18 protein-coding genes are annotated in these 18568 nt (G+C 71.0%); 5 read left to right on the top strand and 13 right to left on the bottom strand.

From position 1 onward, the window contains the following. The 4 genes from ACFO27_RS05505 to ACFO27_RS05520 form a co-directional block, all read right to left on the bottom strand. Positions 1–437: biotin/lipoyl-containing protein (locus tag ACFO27_RS05505; protein ID WP_376816431.1), on the bottom strand; the 437-nt coding region annotated here is incomplete at its 3' end. Further along, entirely contained in the window at positions 437–1474 is a 1038-nt protein-coding gene (locus tag ACFO27_RS05510; protein ID WP_376816432.1) for an alpha-ketoacid dehydrogenase subunit beta, read from the bottom strand. The genes ACFO27_RS05505 and ACFO27_RS05510, both read right to left, overlap by 1 nt. A 2-nt stretch (positions 1475–1476) precedes the next feature. Further along, the gene (locus ACFO27_RS05515) at positions 1477–2709 is read right to left on the bottom strand and encodes a 3-methyl-2-oxobutanoate dehydrogenase (2-methylpropanoyl-transferring) subunit alpha (RefSeq protein ID WP_376816433.1); all 1233 of its coding nucleotides are present in this window, start codon (positions 2707–2709) and stop codon (positions 1477–1479) included. Positions 2710–2965: 256 nt separating this feature from the next. Next, positions 2966–5677, bottom strand: coding sequence for a ComEC/Rec2 family competence protein (locus ACFO27_RS05520; protein WP_376816434.1), 2712 nt, complete (start codon positions 5675–5677; stop codon positions 2966–2968). Positions 5678–5853: 176 nt separating this feature from the next. Between ACFO27_RS05520 and ACFO27_RS05525 the strand changes: the two genes are divergently transcribed. Beyond that, complete coding sequence (locus ACFO27_RS05525; protein WP_376816435.1) at positions 5854–6204, top strand: VOC family protein; 351 nt, start codon at positions 5854–5856, stop codon at positions 6202–6204. On the opposite strand, the gene ACFO27_RS05530 is transcribed toward ACFO27_RS05525, so the two are convergent. From ACFO27_RS05530 to ACFO27_RS05540, 3 genes are all read right to left on the bottom strand, one after another. Beyond that, complete coding sequence (locus tag ACFO27_RS05530; protein WP_376816436.1) at positions 6205–7044, bottom strand: TatD family hydrolase; 840 nt, start codon at positions 7042–7044, stop codon at positions 6205–6207. An 83-nt stretch (positions 7045–7127) separates the two neighbouring features. Beyond that, positions 7128–7841 carry an ABC transporter ATP-binding protein gene (locus ACFO27_RS05535; protein WP_376816437.1) on the bottom strand — a complete coding sequence of 238 codons (714 nt, stop codon included), beginning with the start codon at positions 7839–7841 and terminating at the stop codon, positions 7128–7130. Beyond that, complete coding sequence (locus ACFO27_RS05540) at positions 7834–9105, bottom strand: lipoprotein-releasing ABC transporter permease subunit (RefSeq protein ID WP_376816527.1); 1272 nt, start codon at positions 9103–9105, stop codon at positions 7834–7836. Before ACFO27_RS05540 ends, ACFO27_RS05535 begins: the two co-directional genes overlap by 8 nt. 41 nt (positions 9106–9146) lie before the next feature. Here ACFO27_RS05540 and ACFO27_RS05545 point away from each other — a divergent pair, with 41 nt between their 5' ends. Next, positions 9147–10058 carry a hypothetical protein gene (locus tag ACFO27_RS05545; protein WP_376816438.1) on the top strand — a complete coding sequence of 304 codons (912 nt, stop codon included), beginning with the start codon at positions 9147–9149 and terminating at the stop codon, positions 10056–10058. Further along, positions 10043–11746 (top strand): single-stranded-DNA-specific exonuclease RecJ, encoded by a 1704-nt coding sequence (recJ, locus tag ACFO27_RS05550; protein WP_376816439.1) that lies wholly within the window; start codon positions 10043–10045, stop codon positions 11744–11746. The genes ACFO27_RS05545 and recJ overlap by 16 nt, the downstream gene beginning before the upstream one ends. 47 nt (positions 11747–11793) lie before the next feature. Here the strand turns inward: recJ and ACFO27_RS05555 are convergent, their stop codons facing one another. Both ACFO27_RS05555 and ACFO27_RS05560 read right to left on the bottom strand, forming a co-directional pair. Beyond that, a complete protein-coding gene (locus ACFO27_RS05555; protein ID WP_376816440.1) occupies positions 11794–12732 on the bottom strand; it encodes a DMT family transporter in 939 nt (312 codons plus the stop codon). Beyond that, positions 12729–13637: a DMT family transporter gene (locus ACFO27_RS05560; protein WP_376816441.1), complete on the bottom strand. Its 909-nt coding sequence runs from the start codon at positions 13635–13637 to the stop codon at positions 12729–12731. The genes ACFO27_RS05555 and ACFO27_RS05560 overlap by 4 nt, the downstream gene beginning before the upstream one ends. Positions 13638–13953: 316 nt before the next feature. Between ACFO27_RS05560 and infA the strand changes: the two genes are divergently transcribed. Further along, positions 13954–14223: a translation initiation factor IF-1 gene (infA, locus tag ACFO27_RS05565; RefSeq protein ID WP_323026302.1), complete on the top strand. Its 270-nt coding sequence runs from the start codon at positions 13954–13956 to the stop codon at positions 14221–14223. 91 nt (positions 14224–14314) lie between these two features. On the opposite strand, the gene ACFO27_RS05570 is transcribed toward infA, so the two are convergent. The 4 genes from ACFO27_RS05570 to ACFO27_RS05585 form a co-directional block, all read right to left on the bottom strand. Next, the gene (locus ACFO27_RS05570; protein WP_376816442.1) at positions 14315–15130 is read right to left on the bottom strand and encodes a type 2 periplasmic-binding domain-containing protein; all 816 of its coding nucleotides are present in this window, start codon (positions 15128–15130) and stop codon (positions 14315–14317) included. Between the two features lie 31 nt (positions 15131–15161). Continuing rightward, a complete protein-coding gene (locus ACFO27_RS05575) occupies positions 15162–15890 on the bottom strand; it encodes an ABC transporter permease (RefSeq protein ID WP_376816528.1) in 729 nt (242 codons plus the stop codon). Positions 15891–16067: 177 nt separating this feature from the next. Then, positions 16068–17054 (bottom strand): ABC transporter substrate-binding protein, encoded by a 987-nt coding sequence (locus ACFO27_RS05580; RefSeq protein ID WP_376816443.1) that lies wholly within the window; start codon positions 17052–17054, stop codon positions 16068–16070. Next, positions 17051–17824 carry an ABC transporter ATP-binding protein gene (locus ACFO27_RS05585; protein ID WP_376816444.1) on the bottom strand — a complete coding sequence of 258 codons (774 nt, stop codon included), beginning with the start codon at positions 17822–17824 and terminating at the stop codon, positions 17051–17053. The genes ACFO27_RS05580 and ACFO27_RS05585 overlap by 4 nt, the downstream gene beginning before the upstream one ends. A 185-nt stretch (positions 17825–18009) precedes the next feature. Between ACFO27_RS05585 and ACFO27_RS05590 the strand changes: the two genes are divergently transcribed. Then, positions 18010–18483 carry a hemerythrin domain-containing protein gene (locus ACFO27_RS05590; RefSeq protein WP_376816445.1) on the top strand — a complete coding sequence of 158 codons (474 nt, stop codon included), beginning with the start codon at positions 18010–18012 and terminating at the stop codon, positions 18481–18483. Positions 18484–18568 lie beyond the last annotated feature (85 nt).

Here is an 18568-nt window from a genome sequence, read left to right on the forward strand (position 1 = left end):
GGCGCGGCGGCGGCCGGGGCCGGCGCGGGTTCGGGCTCCGGCTCGGGCGTCCCGGCCGCCGCGCGGGCGGCGGGCGGGGATGCGGCGGCCGGAACGGGTTCGGGCCCGGGTACCGGCGCCGCGGGCGCCGACGCGGACGCGACGGGCGCCGCGGACGCCCGGGACGTCGCCCCGACCATGTGCTCGTTGCCTTCGCCCTCGACCTCCAGGCGGATGAGCTCGGAGCCCACCGCCATGACGTCGCCGACCTTGCCGCCCAGCGACACGACGCGCCCGTGCACCGGGGACGGCACCTGGACGGTGGCCTTGTCGGTCATGACGTCGGCCAGGACCTGATCCTCGACGACGGCGTCGCCCGCCTGGACGTGCCATTCGACCAGTTCGACTTCCGCGATGCCTTCGCCGATGTCCGGCATCTTGATGATGTGAATACCCATTATGCCTCCCGGAACACGCGCTTGAACGCCTCCGCGACCCGCTTGGGGCCGGGAAAATAAGCCCATTCGTGCGAATGGGGATATGGCGTGTCCCACCCCGTGATGCGTTCGACCGGGGCTTCGAGATGATAGAAACAATGCTCCTGGACCAGGGCGCACAGTTCAGCGCCGAACCCGCTGGTGCGGGTGGCCTCGTGCAGCACCACGCAGCGGCCGGTCTTGCGCACCGAGGCCAGGATCGCGTCCAGGTCCAGCGGCCAGAGGCTGCGCAGGTCGAGGATGTCGGCGTCGATGCCGGCCTCGCGCGCGGCGACCTCGGCCACATACACCATGGTGCCGTAGGTCAGCACGGTCAGCTCCCGGCCTTCGCGGTAGACCGAGGCCGAATCCAGCGGCACGGTGTAGTAGCCTTCGGGCACGTTGCCCAGCGGATGCTTGGACCAGGGCACGACGGGCTGGTCGTGGTGGCCGTCGAAGGGGCCGTTGTACAGGCGCTTGGGCTCCAGGAAGATGACCGGATCGTCGTTCTCGATGGAGCTGATCAGCAGGCCCTTGGCGTCGTAGGGATTGGAGGGCATGACGGTGCGCAGGCCGGCGACGTGCGTGAACAGGGCCTCCGGGCTCTGGCTGTGGGTCTGGCCGCCGAAGATCCCGCCGCCGCAGGGCATGCGGATCGTCAGCGGCGCGGTGTAGCCACCCGCCGAGCGGTAGCGCAGGCGCGCCGCCTCGGAGAAGATCTGGTCGGCCGCCGGATAGAAGTAGTCGGCGAACTGGATCTCGACCACCGGCCGCAGGCCGTAGGCCCCCATGCCGATGGCCGCCGCCACGATGCCGCTTTCGGAAATGGGCGCGTCGAACACGCGCGAGGGGCCATACTTGGCCTGCAGGCCTTCGGTGCAGCGGAACACGCCGCCGAAATAGCCGACGTCCTCGCCGAAGACGACGATGTTCTCGTCCCGCTCCAGCATGACGTCCATGGCCGAGCGCAGGGCCTGGATCATCGTCATGGGACGGGTCTTGGTTTTTTCCTGTGCCATGCTCACACCCCCAATTCCTGGCGCTGCCGGCGCAGATGCTCCGGCATGTCCTTGTAGACGTCCTCGAACATGGTCGCCACGCTGCTGGTGCGCCCCGTGGCCAGCGTGCCGTGGGCCTCGGCCTTCTTCTGGGCGGCGACGACCTCGGCCTCGCAGGCCTTCTGCAGTTCCTGGTGTTCCTGTTCGGACCAGATGCCGCGCTTGAGCATGTGGTCCTTCAGCCGCGCGATCGGATCACCCAGCGGGAAGCGCGACCAGTCGTCGGCCGGCCGGTATTTGGACGGATCGTCGGAAGTGGAGTGCGGCCCGGCCCGGTAGCTGACCCACTCGATCAGCGTGGCGCCGTGGTTGTTGCGCGCCCGTTCGGCGGCCCAGCGGGACACGGCGTGGACGGCCAGGAAATCGTTGCCGTCCACGCGCAGAGAGGCCAGGTTCGAGCCGATGCCGCGCGCCGCCAGCGTGATGCCCTCGCCGCCCGCGACCGACTGGAAGGTGGAGATCGCCCACTGGTTGTTGATCACGTTGAGGATCACCGGCGCCCGGTACACGTGCGCGAACAGCAGCGCCGCCTGGTAGTCGGATTCGGCCGTGGCGCCGTCGCCGATCCAGCCGCAGGCGATGCGGGTGTCGCCCTTGATGGCCGAGGCCATGGCCCAACCCACCGCCTGGGGCATCTGCGTGCCCAGGTTGCCCGACAGGGTGAAGAAGCCCTTTTCCGGCACCGAATACAGCACCGGCAACTGGCGGCCCTTGAGCGGATCCTGGTCGTTGGAGAAGATCTGGCACATCATGTCGAACAGGGGGTAGTCCTGCGCGATGAGCAGGCCCTGCTGGCGGTAGGACGGGAAATGCATGTCGCCCTCGCGCAGCGCCAGCGACTGGCCGATGGCGATGGCTTCCTCGCCCAGGCACTGCATGTAGAACGAGGTCTTCTTCTGGCGCTGGGCGATGACCATGCGCGCATCGAAGATGCGCGTCTTGACCATGGCGCGCAGGCCGCGGCGCAGCAATTCGTCGTCGGGAGGGTCTTCGGCCCAGGGGCCCTGGGCATCGCCCTGGTCGTCGAGCACGCGGATCAGCCCCATGGCCAGGTCACGGGTGTCGTAGGGCGCGATGTCGATGGGAGGCTTGCGCGCCGCCCCGGCGGGCTGCAGGCGCAGGTAGGAAAAGTCGGTCGCCTGACCGGGACGCCCCGAGGGCTCGGGCACGTAGAACTTCAGAGGTGTCTGTGTCATGGTCGCAAAAATCTTTTGGATTTTTCACAAGCCCGCAGGAGAATCCCCGAATCCCGGGCCGGCGCCTGACGAATCCGCCGGACGGATTCGCATGGCCGGGCGGATATGCACGGACATTCTCGAAAGGACCACAGTCGTCTTGTGGACGGCTGCCGGATCATCGCCGATCCCGCACGATCGCGCAAGACCGCGAAAACCACTAGGGAGCCCCTGGACAAGTCGAGCGGAAAGCAGGCGCTGCGGATTCAGGCGATCCCTACGGGCGCCGCCCGTGCCAATAACGACGGGACGACTCCAGGACACTGTACAACGACAGGCCGGTGCCGCGCGACCGGGCATTTACCCCGCCTTGCGCATCCGTGCGCCACAGGGTGGAACCGGCCGCGTGCCAGCGTTCCAGCACGGCGGCATCCGGATGCCCATGCCGGTTCCAGGCGCCGGCCTGGAAGACCACGTGACGCGCCGCCACGGCATCGACGAAAGCGGCCGACGACGAGGTCCGCGAGCCGTGGTGCGCCGCCACGACCACGTCCGCCGGCGTCAACCCGCGTTCGACCAGGACCGATTCGGCGCGGATTTCGATGTCGCCCGTCAGCAGCAGGCTGTGGTGCGCGCCCCGCACCCGCAACACGCAGCTATTGGCGTTGGCCTCCGCGCCCTTGCGGCGCGCGCGCACGTCCAGCGGCCAGAGGAATTCGAACTCGACCCCGTCCAGGCGCCAGCGGTCGCCAAAGCGGCATGGGGCGGCCGCCTGCGGCAGCGGCGTGGTTTCGGCACCCAGCTTGCGGGTTTCGGCGCGCAGCCAGGATTCCAGGTCGAAGGACGCGAAGGCCTGCGCCACCGGCACCGCCGCCAGCACGCCGCGGACCCCGCCGGCGTGATCCAGGTCTGCGTGGGACACGACCAGCGCGTCCAGGCGGCGCACGCCCAGGGCCTTCAGGGCCGGCACGACGGTGCGGGCGCCCTCGTCCGCGTCCCGCGCATGGCGCGCGCCCGCGTCGAACAGCAGCGTGTGCCGCGCCGTGCGAACCAACAGGGCGCTGCCCTGCCCCACATCCAGCGCGTGTAGATCCCATTCCCCGTCGCCGGGGCGGTCCGGCGGCCACAGCAGCATGGGCAGCAGCGCGAACCAGGCCCAGGCGCGGCGGCGGCCGGGCGAGTCCACCCAACGCCTCGCCACCCCATGCCGGTCCCGCGTCCGGCCGGCGAAGTCCGCCGGCCCGGCCCCGCCGCCCGGCCAGAGCGCCACGACTACGCCGGCCATGGCCAGCGCATACAGCCACGCCGGACCGGCCGGCACGGGCCAGGCGGGCAAGGCGGCCAGCCATGCGGTCGGCCGCATCATCAGCGCCAGGACTCCATGCGCCAGCCAGGCCAGGCCGGCGGCCGCGAAATCCAGCCCCGGCACCAGCGCCACGGCGGCCAGCAACAGCGACAGCGGCGTGACCAGCAGTTCAACGACCGGAATGGCGTAGGCGTTGGCCAGCGGGGACACCAGCGAGACTTCGTGAAAGATCCAGGCCAAGGGCGGCGCCAGGGCCCAGGTGACGGCCCATTGCAGGCGCGCCGCGAGCTTCAGGCCGCGCAGCCAGCGGTCGCGCCGCCGCCCGGCCGGATGGACAGCGGCCGCCAAACGGGGCGCGGCCACCATGTTGCCCGGCGCTTCCCGCGGCGGGCCGGCGCGGGAAGCCGCGGCCCGGTCCTCGGCCGCCCCGCCCTCGCCGGCATCCCCCGTCCGCGCCCCCACGGCCAGCAGCACGGCCACCGCCAGGAACGAGAGCCAGAACCCGCCCGCCAGTACCGACCAGGGGTCCGTCGCGACGACGGCCACGGCCGCCAAGGCCAGTACCCGCGAACCGCTGATGCGCAATTGCAAGGCCTGGGCGCCCGCCACCACGGCCAGCATCATGAAGGTGCGCCGCGCGGGCACGCCCCAGCCGGCCAGCAGGCAATACAGCCAGGCGACCAGCAATGCCGCGACGGCGCCCGCCCGGCGGGCCGGCCAGCGTTCTGCCAGGCAGCGGCCGCGCCAGCGCAGGCGGCGCCACAGGGCCGAGACCGCCAGCGCGCCGGCGCCGGCCAGCATGGTGATGTGCGAACCGCTGATGGAGACCAGGTGAGTGATGCCGGTGCGGTTGAAGACGGCCCAGTCGGCGTCGTCCACTCCGTCCTGGTCGCCGATGGCCAGCGCCCGCAGCACCGGTCCGTAGCGCATGTCCTCCAGGTAAGGCGCCATGGCCTCGCGCACCGCATGGCGCGCGCGCCCGGCGATCACGGACAGGCCCGCCCAGTCCTCGTCGCGCAGCCATTCCGGCGTGCCCCGCACCGTGCCCTGCGCGCGGATGCCCGCGGCGAAGGCATGGGCCTCGTAATCAAAGGCATGCGGGTTCTGCGCGGCGCGGACCGGCCGCAGCACCAGGGCCATGCGCCAGACCTGGCCGGGGCGCACTTCGGGAAACGGCGGATCGGGCGGCCGCGCGGGCGCATAGGGACCGCGCCAGCCGCCGGCCGGCCAGCGCACCCGGATGCGTTCCGGCACGCCGCCGGGACGCGCATCCAGCACCACGGCCTCGAAAGCCAGACGGTCCGGCTGGAGCCGGGGCAGGCCGTCGACACGCAGCGTGACGCGCGACACCCGGTCCACATTGCCGTCGGCCAGCGTCTGGCCCAGGCGCGCCTGGGCGCACAGCACGGTGAACGTGAAGCCGGCCCAGGCGCCCAGCAGGCAGAGCGCCGCGCCGCGCAACAGGGTGGCGGCACGCGTCCGGCCCGTCCCCGCCAACACATCGCGATGACCGGCCGCACCGGACCGTCCCGCCCCGCGCGCGCTCGCACGCCACACCCCCCACCCCGCCAGCCCCAGCACACCGGATGCCAGCGCCAGCTTACCGCTCCCCGGCAGATCGGCCAGACCATGGACGCCGAGCACGCCGCCCAGTCCCGCCGCCACCATCGCACGCCCGAGCATGCCTTCCCCCGAAAACGAATCATCCTTCAGCTTAGGGGGTGAATGGGCCGCCGGAACGCCTCACGCGCATTCCGGTCCAGGCGGGAAACCACGTAGTGCCTGGCAAGACCCGCTTGTGGAAAAGCGTCCGGCTTCAATAAGCTGTCGGATTGGCAACCCGCACATCCGGAGATCCCATGAAGGTCAAACGAATCGTCGCCAACATCCCGACACCCGAACCCGCCGCGGTGGATGCGTTCTACCGGGACATTCTGGATCTCGAACTCGCCATGGACCACGGCTGGCTTCGCACGTACGCCGGCCCCGGCAAGATGACGGTCCAGGTCAGCTTCGCAAGCCAGGGCGGTTCCGACACGCCCGTACCGGACCTGTCCATCGAGGTGGATGACCTCGATGAGGCCTTGCAACGCGTGCGGAAAGGCGGGATCCGGGTGGAATACGGTCCCGCCAACGAGCCGTGGGGCGTCCGCCGGTTCTACGTCAGGGACCCGCTCGGTACGCTCGTCAATATTCTTCAGCACGAATAGCTACGCGCCATCCGCCTCACCCAAGGCGCGCGCCAGCCGGGGCAGCACCCGGCGGGCATTGACGGCGCACTGCGCGATCAGCGCCTCGGCATCAAGGCCGCGCAGTCCGGCCAGGACGCGGGCGATGCCGGCCGTTTCCGCCGGCTCGTTGCGCGCCGGTTGCGGCTGGTCGCCGGGGCCGCGCCCCAGCCAGGCGGGCGGGATGTCGGGCGCATCGGTCTCCAGCACCAGGGCTTCGGCCGGCAATTCAGCCGCCAGGCGGCGGATCTGCAAGGCACGCTCGAAGGTCATGGCCCCGCCCATGCCCAGCGCGAAGCCCTGGGCGATGAACTGTCCGGCCTGCTGGAAGCTGCCGTTGAAGGCATGGGCGATGCCGCCGATGGGCGGGCGGCGGCGCAGGTGCTTGAGCAGGGTGTCCTGGGACCGGCGCACGTGCAGCAGGACCGGCAGGTCATGGCGCCGCGCCAGGTCGAGCTGGCGCGTGTAGAACCGCTCCTGGCGCGCGCGCAGTTCCGGCGTGTTCACGGCCGGCACGAAAAAATCCAGTCCGATTTCGCCGATGGCCACCAACCGGGGATCGTCCCGCGCCGCCGCCAGCGCGGCATCCAGCGCGTCCAGGTCTTCCTCGCCGGACCGGTCGACGTACAGCGGATGGATGCCCAGGGCATAGCAGGCGCCCGGCGTGGCATGCGCCAGATCCCGCACGGCCGCGAAATTGGCGCGCGCCACGGCCGGGATCACGATGCTCCGCACGCCCGCCTGGCGCGCCCGCTCGATCACGGCCGGCCGGTCGACGTCGAACTCGGGCGCATCCAGGTGGCAGTGGGTGTCGATCAGCATGGATCCTCCGTTCGAACGTCCGCCTGGCGGTCGCTCGGCCGGGGAGCCGCCGCGCGGCCCCGCAAGCGGCCGAATGCGGCGCGTCAGCCGGCCTCTTCCGTGTCTTCGGCCAACAACCCCGCCTGCATGTGGAAGCGCCGGTGCGCCAGGGCCGCCAGCGCCGGATCGTGGGTGACGATGACGAAGGCCGTCCCCAGTTCGCGGTTGATCCGCGCCAGCAGCGCGAACATGGCGTCGGCCGTGTGGCGGTCCAGGTTGCCGGTCGGTTCGTCGGCCAGCACGCAGGCGGGCCGGGTCACCAGGGCCCGCGCCAGGGCCACGCGCTGGCGCTCGCCGCCCGAGAGCTGGCCCGGGAAATGCGCGGCCCGGTCCGCCAGGCCGACCTGGTCCAGGATCGCGGCGGCCTGCTCCCGGGCCTGCGCCCGCGTGCAGCGGCGCACGATCAGCGGCATGGCGACGTTGTCCAGCGCGGTGAATTCCGGCAGCAGATGATGGAACTGGTAGACGAAGCCCAGGGCCTGGTTGCGCAGCCGGCTGCGGCGCCGCTCGTCCAGCCCCGTGGCGGCCTGGCCGGCGATCCACAGCCGCCCGGCGTCCGGTTCGTCCAGCAGGCCCAGCACGTGCAGCAGCGTGCTCTTGCCCGAGCCCGAGGCGCCGACGACGGCGACCATTTCGTGGGCATGGACCGACAGGCTGACGTCCCGCAGGACTTCGACCCGCCCGGCGCCCTCGTCATAGGTCTTGGCCAGGTGCTCGGCGCGCAGCACGGCGTCGGCGGGAGCGGCGGGATCAGTCATGGCGCAGCACTCGGGCGGGTTGCAGGCGGGAGGCCCGCCAGCTGGGATACAGCGTGGCCAGCAGGGACAGGACCAGCGACGTCCCGCCGATCACGGCGATGTCGTCCAACTGGGGATTGGACGGCAGCTCGCTGATGAAATAGATCTGCTGAGGCAGGAACTGGATGCCCAGCAAATGCTCGATCCAGGGGACGATCACATCCACGTTGTAGGCCACCAGCGTGCCCAGCGCCACGCCCCCCAGCGTGCCCACCACGCCGATCAGGGCGCCCTGGATGAGGAAGATGCGCGCGATCTCGGCCGGCGTGGCCCCCAGGGTGCGCAGGATGGCGATGTCCGAGCGCTTGTCCTTGACCGCCATCACCAGCGAGGACAGCAGGTTGAAGGCCGCCACCGCCACGATCAGGGTCAGGATCAGGAACATCATGCGCTTTTCGGTCTGCACGGCGGCGAACCAGGTGCGGTTGTTCTGGGTCCAGTCCGTGGCCCGCACGCCCGCCGGCATCCGGCCCAGCAAGGCATGGGCCACCTGGGGGGCGCGCTGCATGTCGGCGATGCGCAGGCGCACGCCGCTCACGCCGCTGTCGCGGAACACCCGGGCGGCGTCCTGCACGTCGATGAACACCAGCGAGGCGTCGTATTCGTAATAACCGGAGGAGAAGATCCCCGACACCGTGAACTGGCGCATGCGCGGCGTGAAACCGGCCGGCGAGATCGACCCCTGAGGCGCCAGCAGCAGGACCGTGTCGCCCACCATCAGTCCCAGGGACTGGGCGATCTGGCTGCCCACCACCATGTGGAAGGAGCCCGGCGTCAGGCTGTCGAGCTTGCCCGAGGCCATCTGGCCGGCCAGGTCGGACACCTCGGGCTCGATGGCCGGGTCGATGCCGCGCACCTGCACGCCGCTCAGGCCCTGGCCGCGCGCCAGCATGCCCTGGGCCGCGACGAAGGGGGCCGCGCCCCGGACCTCCGGATCCCGCCGGGCGGCGTCGGCCAGGTCGCGCCAGTGCTCCAGCACCTGCTCGTGGTCCGAGCCCGGCACGTACAGCTCGATGTGCGGCAGCACCGACAGCATGCGGTCGCGCACCTGGGTCTGGAAGCCGTTCATCACCGACAGGACGATGATCAGGGCCGCCACCCCCAGGCCGATGCCGGCCATGGAGCTCGCCGCCACGAAGGACACGAAGCGGTCGCCCCGGCGTCCGCCCCGCCCCGCTCGGGCCAGGCCCGCGTAGCGCGCCCCTATCCACCATTCATACGCCATGCGAATCGTCATCCTCGTCCGATTGATCCTACAATTCCGCCATGCACATCGTGATTCCCGGGGCATTGCCCGAACCCGAGGTGGCCGCCGAACTGGCGCCCCATCTGGCGCAACGCGCCCCCACCCTGGCCCGCTGGCTGGGCCTTGGAACGCCCCGGACGGCGGCCTGTCCGGCCTCGGACGCCTGGTGCACGCCGCTGGAGCACTGGCTGCTCCGCGCAAGCGAATTCACGCCGGCACAAGACGAGCATATTAGCGCAGGTCTGGGGCCGCTGCGCCTGCCCGGCGCGGACGACGAACCCGTCTGGCTGGCCGAACTGATCCACATGGCGCCCTCGCGCGACGGCGCGGCCCTGCTGCCGGCCGACACGCTGGCGATCACGGCCGGGCAGTCCGCCGCCCTGATGGAAGCCGCCCGCGAGCTGATCGCCGAAAGCGGCATCGAACTGACGCCGGAAACCCCCGACACCTGGCGGGTGCGCTGGCCGGAACCCGTCCGCCTGGCCTGCGCCAGCCCGGCGCTGGTCGCCGTCAGCGCCGTCAACGACTGGTGGCCGCAGGACCCGGCCGCGAGGCCCTGGCGGCGCCTGGTCAACGGCCTGCAGATGGCCTGGCACGAACACCCGGTCAACCAGCGGCGCCAGCGGGATGGCCTCGCCCCGGTCAACAGCCTGTGGCTGTACGGCGGCGCGCGCCGCAGCCAGCTGGGCCGTCCGCTGCCGGACGACCTGCGCATCGAGGCCGCGCTGCAAGCCCACGCCGTCGCCCAGGACTGGGGCGGCTGGATCGAAGCCCTGGCGGACCTGGAACGGCGCTGCTTCGCGCCCCTGGCCGGCGCCGCGCCCACGCTGGTGCTGACCGGGCGCGAGCGCACCGTGGAACTGGACGCGCGCGCGGGCTGGCTGCGCCGCCTGCGGCCACTCGACTGGAGGCGCTGGTGGTGCGGCCGCTGATCCTCGCGCGCGCCGCCGATCCGGCCCGGACCCGGGCCCTGGTGGCGGCCGGCGCCCATCCCCTGCTGGCCCGTCTGTGGGCCGCCCGCGGGCTGGAGCAGGCCGGTCCGACCGAATGGGCCGCCCTCATCCCCCCGAACCGGCTCAGCCACGTCGACCGGGCGGGCGAACTGCTGGCCGACGCCATCCAGGCCGGCCGGCGGCTGCTGATCGTGGCCGACTACGACTGCGACGGCGCCACGGCCTGCGCCGTGGCCGTGCGCGCCCTGCGCGACATGGGCGCCCGGGTCGATTTCCTGGTTCCCAACCGCTTCGAGACCGGCTACGGCCTGTCGCCGGCCGTGGTCGAACTGGCTTGCCGCCATCCGTCCGGCAAGCCGGACCTGCTGGTGACGGTGGACAACGGCATCGCCAGCATCGAAGGCGTCGCGGCCGCGCGCGCGGCCGGAATCGAGGTCATCGTCACCGATCACCACCTGCCCGGCCCCGACCTGCCCGACGCCCTGGCCATCGTCAACCCGAACCAGGCGGACTGCGGCTTTCCCTCCAAGCACCTGGCCGGCGTGGGGGTGATCTTCTACGTCATGCTGGCCCTGCGCGCCGCGCTGCGGGCGCGCGGCGCCCTGCCCCCCAAGGGCGGACCCAAACTCGAGGCCTACGCCGACCTGGTGGCCCTGGGCACGGTGGCCGACGTGGTGCGCCTGGACGCCAACAACCGGCTGCTGGTCGGCCAGGGGCTGCGGCGCATCCGCCAGGGACGGATGCAGGCCGGGCTGGCCGCCCTGTTCGAGATCGCCGGCCGCGATCCGGCGCGGGCCGGCACGGACGACCTGGGCTTCGCCCTGGGGCCGCGCATCAACGCCGCCGGCCGCATGGCCGACATGAGCCTGGGCATCCACTGCCTGCTGGAAGACGACCCCGGCCGCGCCCTGGAGCTGGCCCGGGCGCTGGACGAGATCAACCGCGAACGCCGCGCCCGGGAAACCGTGATGCGCGACGAAGCCCTGGCGCACCTGGACGCGCACGCCCAGGCCCGCGCCGCCAGCGTCTGCGTCTGGCAGCCCGGCTGGCACCCGGGCGTGATCGGCCTGGTGGCCTCGCGCCTGAAGGAAACCTACTGGCGTCCCGCCCTGGCCTTCGCGCCGGACGATGGCGACACCCTGCGCGGCTCGGGCCGCTCGATCCCCGAAGTCCACCTGCGCGACGCGCTGGACCTGGTCAGCAAGCGCCTGCCGGGCGCCATCCTGCAGTTCGGCGGCCACGCCATGGCGGCCGGACTGACCCTCAGGGCCTCCGCCTTCGACGATTTTTCGGCGCAATTCGACGACGCGGTGCGCATCCTGGGCGGGCGCGAATCCTTCGAGCCGCGCCTGGACACCGACGGATCGCTGGAACCGGACTACCTGACCGTGGAAACGGCCAGCCTACTGGCCGACCAGATCTGGGGCGCCGGATTTCCGCCGCCGCTGTTCCAGGACCATTTCCGCGTCCTGCACCAGCGCCTGCTGAAGGACCGGCACCTGAAGCTGTTCCTGGAGCGCGACGGCCTGCGCCTGGACGCCATCTGGTTCAATCACGCGGAACCCCTGTCCGACGCCATCGAGGCCGTCTACCGGCTGGACTGCAACACCTGGGGAGGACGCAGCAGCGTACAGCTGCTGATCGAGGACGCCCGGGACGCGGCCTGAGGACGGCGCGGACCGTGCCACGGCCAAGGCCGCCGGCGGCGCCCCGTTCAGCCCCGCGCGGCTCCGGAGCGCGTCGGCCACGCCGCCAGCAGCAGGCCCGCCAGGGCCAGGCCGAAGGCCAGGGCCTGCGGAACGCCGAAGGGCTCGTCCAGCATCCAGACGCCGACGCAGGCGGACCCGACCGGCAGCATCACGGTGAACACCCCCGCGCGCGAGGCCGGCACCCGGCGCAGGCCCGTCATCCACAGCCAGACGGTCCAGCTCGATGCCAGCCCGTAGAACAGCAGCAGCCCCCACACCGGCCAGGACACCGCGCCGAAATCGAAACCCCGGGCGGCCCAGGCCCCCGCCGGCAGCATCAGCGCGAAACCCCACAGGTTCATCAGGGCGCTGATGCGCCGCGACGACAGGACGGCCGTCAGGCGCTTGCCGATCACGGCATAGCAGGCCTCGCACAGGACCGCGCCGCCCAGCAGCGCGTAGCCCAGCCAGCGGTCGCCCCCGCCGCCGTCCGCCGGGATTTCCCCGGGCCCCGGCCGGACCAGCGCCAGCAGGGCGATGCCGGACACGGCGCAGACGATGGCCGCCAGCACCCGGGGGCGGATCGCCTCGCGCAGCACGACGCGGCTGAGCACCGCGATCACGGCCGGGATGGCCGACATCACGACCCCGGCCGCCACGGCGCCGCTGTAGCTGACGCCCAGCACCATGAAGACCGTGAACAGGAAGCTGCCGATGAAGGCTTCCAGGAACACCAGCAGGCGCACGCGCGGGGTGGGCGGGGGCTCCGCGGCCGGCCGGCGCAGCCAGTGCAGCATGCCGGCGCCGCCGATCCCGAAGCGCAGCCAGCCCAGCAGGAACACGGGGAACACGGCGGCCAGCGGCTTGCTCAGGGCCACGCAGGCGCCGACCACGAACATGCTGGCCGCCAGGCTGCCGTAGGACAGCAGCGGCGGCGCCCCGCCCTCTTGCGCGCCCTGGCTCATGCCCGCGGCTGCCGCGACGACAACACGATGCCGCCGATGATCAGGGCGAAGGCCAGCGCATGGAAGAGCCGGGGGCTTTCGCCCAGCAGCCCCAGCGACAGCAGGGCCGCGATCAGCGGCGTCAGGTTGTTGAAGAAGCCCGCCAGCGTAGGGCCGACGCGCTGCACCCCGGCGCCCCAGCAGCGGAAGGCGATGACCGCCGGCCCCACCGCGACGAAGGCGATGGTCAGCGCCAGGGGCCAGCCCCAGTCGATCCGCCAGTCCGTCAGGCTCCACTCGAGCGCGGCGAACAGGCCCGACCAGGCCACCCCGTAGACCACCTGCCCCAGCAGGAAGCCGGCCCAATGGGCCCGCACCGGCGCATCGGCCGGCACCCGGGTCAGTTGCCAGCTGTAGAAGGCCCAGAGGATAGTGGCCAGCACCATCAGCAGGTCCCCGGCCACGAAATGCAGGGCCATGAGCTTGCCCCATTCGCCCTGGGACAGCACCACGGCCACCCCCGCCAGCGACAGCGCCGAACCCGCCACCTGGGCCGGCCGGATCGCCGCGCCGTGGAACACCCGGCCCACGATCAGCATCCAGACGGGCATGCTGGCCGCCACCAGCGTCACGTTCACCGGCGTCGAAGTATGCAGCGCCAGGTATTGCAGCGAGTTGTAGAGCCCCACCCCCAGCAGTCCCAGCACGGCATAGCGCCGCCATTCCCGCCAGACGGCGCTGCCGGCGCGCAGCACCCGGTAGCCCAGGGGCAAGAGCAGCATCAGGGCCAGGGCCCAGCGCAGGAAATTCAGGGTCAGGGGCGGAACCATCTGGGCCACCGCCCGGCCGACGACGGCGTTGCCCGCCCACAACAGGGGCGGAATCAGCAGCAGGGCCACCGTGCCGGGGCTCAGTCGTTCGTTCATTCGAGATCGGAAAACGGGAGGTCAGCGGGGGATTCTAACCGCACCGGCCGCGCATCCCGGCACGGGACGAAATCGAGGGTCTTTCGTTCTTGACATAAGATGCTTCAAGCACTACCATATAAGTGCTTGATAATCAGCGGTTTTCAATTCTGGCTGCATCTCTTGCCAGTCTACGCGGTATTCGTTCCGCCGTCCCCTCGGGGGTTTCGCGCCCCTGCCCGGATTTCGATCGCCCCTGCGACCCCACCCGCATGTAGCGCCTCAGAAGCGGCGCATGCCCGCTGATCCTTTGTCCCACTCACCGGAGCGCACCACAATGGCCAAAGAAGAACTGCTCGAAATGCATGGATCCGTGACGGAAGTCCTGCCCGATTCCCGTTTCCGCGTGACCCTGGACAACGGGCACCCGGTCATCGCCTACACCGGCGGCAAGATGCGCAAGCACCACATCCGTATCCTGGCGGGCGATCAGGTCACGCTGGAAATGTCGCCCTACGACCTCAGCAAGGGCCGCATCACCTTCCGCCACCTGAACCGCGGCCCCGGCGCCGGCAGCGCGCCGGCGCCCCGCCGACGCTCGCACTGACCGGTCCCGTCCGGCGCGGCCGATCCCGGCCTCGCACCGGCGACTCCGGGCGGCGCCGCGGCGCCAGCCCGCCCCCCCTCTTCCCAAGACTTCAGTGGCAGTCCGGCACCGTCTGGTCCAGGTAGACTTCGAACGCGACGTCGCGGGCCTGCCCGCGCGCCAGTTCACGCAGCCGCTCCGGTGACGTGGCCTGGCGCACGGCCGCCTTCCGGGGCGCCGGCAGGTCCTCCCGCACCAGGCGCGTCAACGCCTGCGTCCGATAGGGCGCCAGCCGCGCCGAGAACTTCTTCCACTCGGGAAACGCCAGCAGCTGCTTCATGAAGTCCTCGTCCTGCACGGCCGCGTCGCACTGGCCGATCCGCAGCGCCAGCAGGGCGTCGGCCGCCGAGGCGTAGATCTGCTCGATCGCGCCGAACCGGGCCGACAGCTCACCGGACACGCGGCCGTCCGCGCTCAGGCACACGGTCCGTCCGCCCAGGTCGGACCATGCATGGATGTCGGTATCGGTGCGCATGATCGCCATGGGGCCGGCCGACCAGGCCAGCGCCGTGGCGCGCACGCCCTCCGGCGGCGCGGCGCCTTCGCCGAGCCAGACCCCCACCCAGGCATCCAGTTCGCCCCCGGCGACCTGCCGCGCGGCCTGCCCGGCGTCCACCGCCCGCAGGGGCGCGGCGCCCCGCCCCGTGCGTCCCGCCAGGACTTCGATACGGGCCGTGGTGCGGACCTTGGCGCCCGGCGCCTGAGGCGCCGGCACATCCTCCACGCCCAGGATCCAGCCATCGCCCGCGGCGGCCGATCCCGGCGCGCTCCCGGCGGCGGCCGCGCCGGTCCCGGGGAGCGCCAGCGCCCCGGCCAGCAGCACGGCCAGCGGGCCGGTCCGGAGGAATGGATGCGAAGTGTCCTTCATGGCTTTGCACGCCCCGGCCGTCCGCCGGGCCTCACACGTATTGATAGCGCAGCACCTTGCGCTTGATGTTTTCCAGGAAGACCTGGTCGATCAGCGTGGCCAGGATGGCGATGGTCAGGATGTTGGCCATCACGCCCACCATGTCCGCGGTCTCGCCCGCATAGGCCAGCGAACGGCCCAGCCCCTGGCCGAAGCCGATCAGCATCTCGGCCGAAATCAGCGCCCGCCAGGCGTTGCCGAAGGCCAGCTGGGCGCCGGTGATCAGTTCCGGCATGACGGCGGGCAGGTAGACGCGCCGCAGCATGTCCCAGGGATTGGCCCCCATGACCCGGGCGGCCGATACGTGGGTCTGCAGCACGCTCTCGGTCGCGTTCATGACCGATAGGGCCGCCGGGAAGAACGCGGCCAGGGCGATCACCACGATGATGGGCACGTTGCCGAAGCCCATCAGGATCAGGAACAGCGGCACCCAGGCAATCGAAGGAATCGACTGCAGCACGATGATGGCGGACTTCAGGACTTCGCGGAAGAACACCAGCAGTCCCCCGGCCAGACCGAAGCCGATGCCGAACAGCAGCGCGAAGCCGTAGCCGACGCCCAGCCGTCCCATGCTGCCTGCCAGGATGGCGCGGAATTCGGCGGTCTGGATGTCGTGCCACACGCGCTCGAGCACGATGGGCACGCCCGGCATCAGGAAGTCCGGCAGGGTCCAGGCGGCCATCTGCCAGAACAGCAGGATGGCGGCGATGGCGATCAGCATGGCCAGCTTGCGCGCGGCCGGGGAAAGGCGTCGTTTCTTACTCATGGATTCCGGACATGGCATGGCCGAGCGCAAGCCCGGCCATCAGGATTTCAGCCTGTTCACGCGCCGCGGCGAACCGCGGGCCGCGTCAAAGGCCCTGGGAGCGGGGCGCCATTATCGCACCCGGCCGCGCCCTCAAAGCTTGCGGGCGTTCTGCCAGTCCAGGTCGACGATGGACTTCACCTCGTAGGGCTTGCCGTCCTTGGTCTTCAATGCGCCCTGGGCCTGCATGATGTCGGCCACTTCCTGCATGCGCGACAGGTCCTGCGGCGTCAGCGCGGCGCTGAAGGTCTGGGTCTGGATCGCCTTGCTGATGACCTGCTCGCGCGGCACGTCGCCCTGCTTCAGCGTCTTCAGGGTCGGCTCGGAGATGAAGTAGCCGGCGATCAGCTTGGCGGCCTCGTCGGGCTTCTTCTGCAGCAGCTCGATGGCCTCGCGCTGGGCGTCCAGCGACTTCCAGACCAGTTCCTTCCTGTTCTTCAGGGTTTCGCCCGAGGTGATCGTCACCATGCAGGGGAAGGGCCAGACTTCGCCGATCTCGTAGATCTGCTTCACCGGCGCGATCAGCTGGGCGATGCTGGCCTGGGGCTCGAACAGGAAGGCCGCGTCCACGCGCTTGCCGACCAGGGACTGCACGGCCACCTGCGGGCTCACGCCCAGGACCGTCACGTCCTCGGGGGCCAGGCCGGCGTTCTTCAGCACCACGCCGCGCAGCACCGTATCGGCCGTGCTGCCCTCTTTCTGCGAGGCCAGCGTATGGCCCTTCAGGCCGGCCACGTCCTCGATGCCCGTGTCCTCGCGCACCACCAGCGCATGGAAGCCGCGCTGCGCCCCGCCGACGACCTTCAAGTCCGCGCCGCGCGAGGACCAGGAGGCGGCGTTGGTGAAGCCCAGCACGCCGGTGTCGAGCTGGCCGCCGACGATGGCCTTGATCAGGTCGGTGCCCGACTTGAACTCGACCAGTTGCACGTCCAGGCCCTGCTTTTCATAGAACTTGCCCTCGTAGGCGGCGATGGCCTGGGCGTCGTCCATGACGCGGATGTAGCCGACCTTGAAGGGCTCGGCGGCCTGCGCCTGGGACGCCAGCGTCAGCGCGGCAAGCAGGGGGATCAGAAATTTCATGCTGCGAGTTCCTCGGGGATGGAAGTGGGATGTTCGGTGTCGTCGACGATGCCCAGCAGGCCCAGGATTTCCCGACGCATGGCGGCGAAGTTCGACAGGTCGTGGGTCTTTTCGGTGTCCGACAGGTGGAATTCCTTCAGCACGCGCGACGGCCGGGCACTGAAGACCAGGATGCGGTCGGCCAGGAACAGCGCCTCGTCCACGTCGTGGGTCACCAGCAGCACCGTGGGCCGGGTTTCGCGGATCAGGGTGCGCAGGGCGTCCTGCAGCGTCATGCGCGTCAGCGCGTCCAGCGCGCCGAAGGGCTCGTCCAGCAGCAGCACCTCGGGGTGCGTGATGAAGGCGCGCGCCAGGGCGCAGCGCTGGCGCATGCCGCCCGAGACCTGGTGCGGAAAATAGTCCTCGAAGCCCTTGAGCCGGACCTTGTCCAGCCACAGCAGCGCCTGGCGCCGGGCCTCGGCCCGGCCGACCTTCTGCAGCTCCAGGGCCATGGCCACGTTCTGGGCCAGGGTCAGCCAGGGATACAGCGCGTTTTCCTGGAACATCAGCATGCGGCTGGGATCGGGCTTGCGCACCGGCCGGCCGTCGGCCAGCACCTGGCCGGACGAAGGCTTTTCCAGGCCCGCGGCCATGTGCAGCAGGGTGGACTTGCCGCAGCCGGACGGCCCGACCAGCGCCACCAGCTCGCCCGGCGCGATGTCGCGCTCGAAGCTTTCGACCACCCGCAAGTCGCCGAAATGCTTTTCAACCTGTTTGAAAGAGAGATTCATATGCGGGGCCGGCGGGAAAGAAATCGGTATCAAGGATGTTCGATACTTTAACGATCCTGCTTAATGAGCAACAACAATTAGTTAACCATTTCTTTATTTCTTTTAGAAATATAAAGAATGGGCCCGGGCTGGAAGGGCACCGGGCCGGAGCGCTACGATAGGGCATCCCCCACTCCGGAGCCTCCATGTCCAGTCCTTCCTTCCCGGACCCGGTTGCCCGACTGCTGGCCGTCCACGCCGAGACCCGGCGGCATCTCCAGGCGCTCGCCGCCGGCCAGGCGTCCGCCTCGCCCGCCGCCATCGCCTGGATCGACGGCCCGGCGCGCGGCGCGCACGACATCCTGGAGCGGCGCCTGTTTCCCGCGCTGATCGAATCCATGGCGGGGTCCGACGCCGTGTGCCTGAAAGGCATGACCGGCGGCCTGGCCCGGGGCCGCGCCGATCTGGACCGGCGCTGGCGCCAGGCCGTCCGCCCCGCGCTGGAAGGGCCCGCCGACCCGGCCGCCCAAGGCGCCCTCGCCGCCTGGACCGGCGACTATCTGGCCTGGCTGGCGCGCGCCGACGAGGAACTGCTGCCCATGGCCGCCCGCCTGCTGGACGACGCCGCCCTGGACGAACTGGCGGCCGACTGCGCCCGGCTCGGTGCCGGCGCCCGATGACGCACACCCCCGAGCCGACACACGGCTGTCACACGCGGCCGCCATAATCCCCGCGCAAGCCCGGGCCGCCAGGCCCGGACGCTTC

The organism is Castellaniella denitrificans (genome assembly GCF_042653765.1).
GTDB classification, from domain to species: Bacteria; Pseudomonadota; Gammaproteobacteria; order Burkholderiales; family Burkholderiaceae_B; genus Castellaniella; species Castellaniella denitrificans.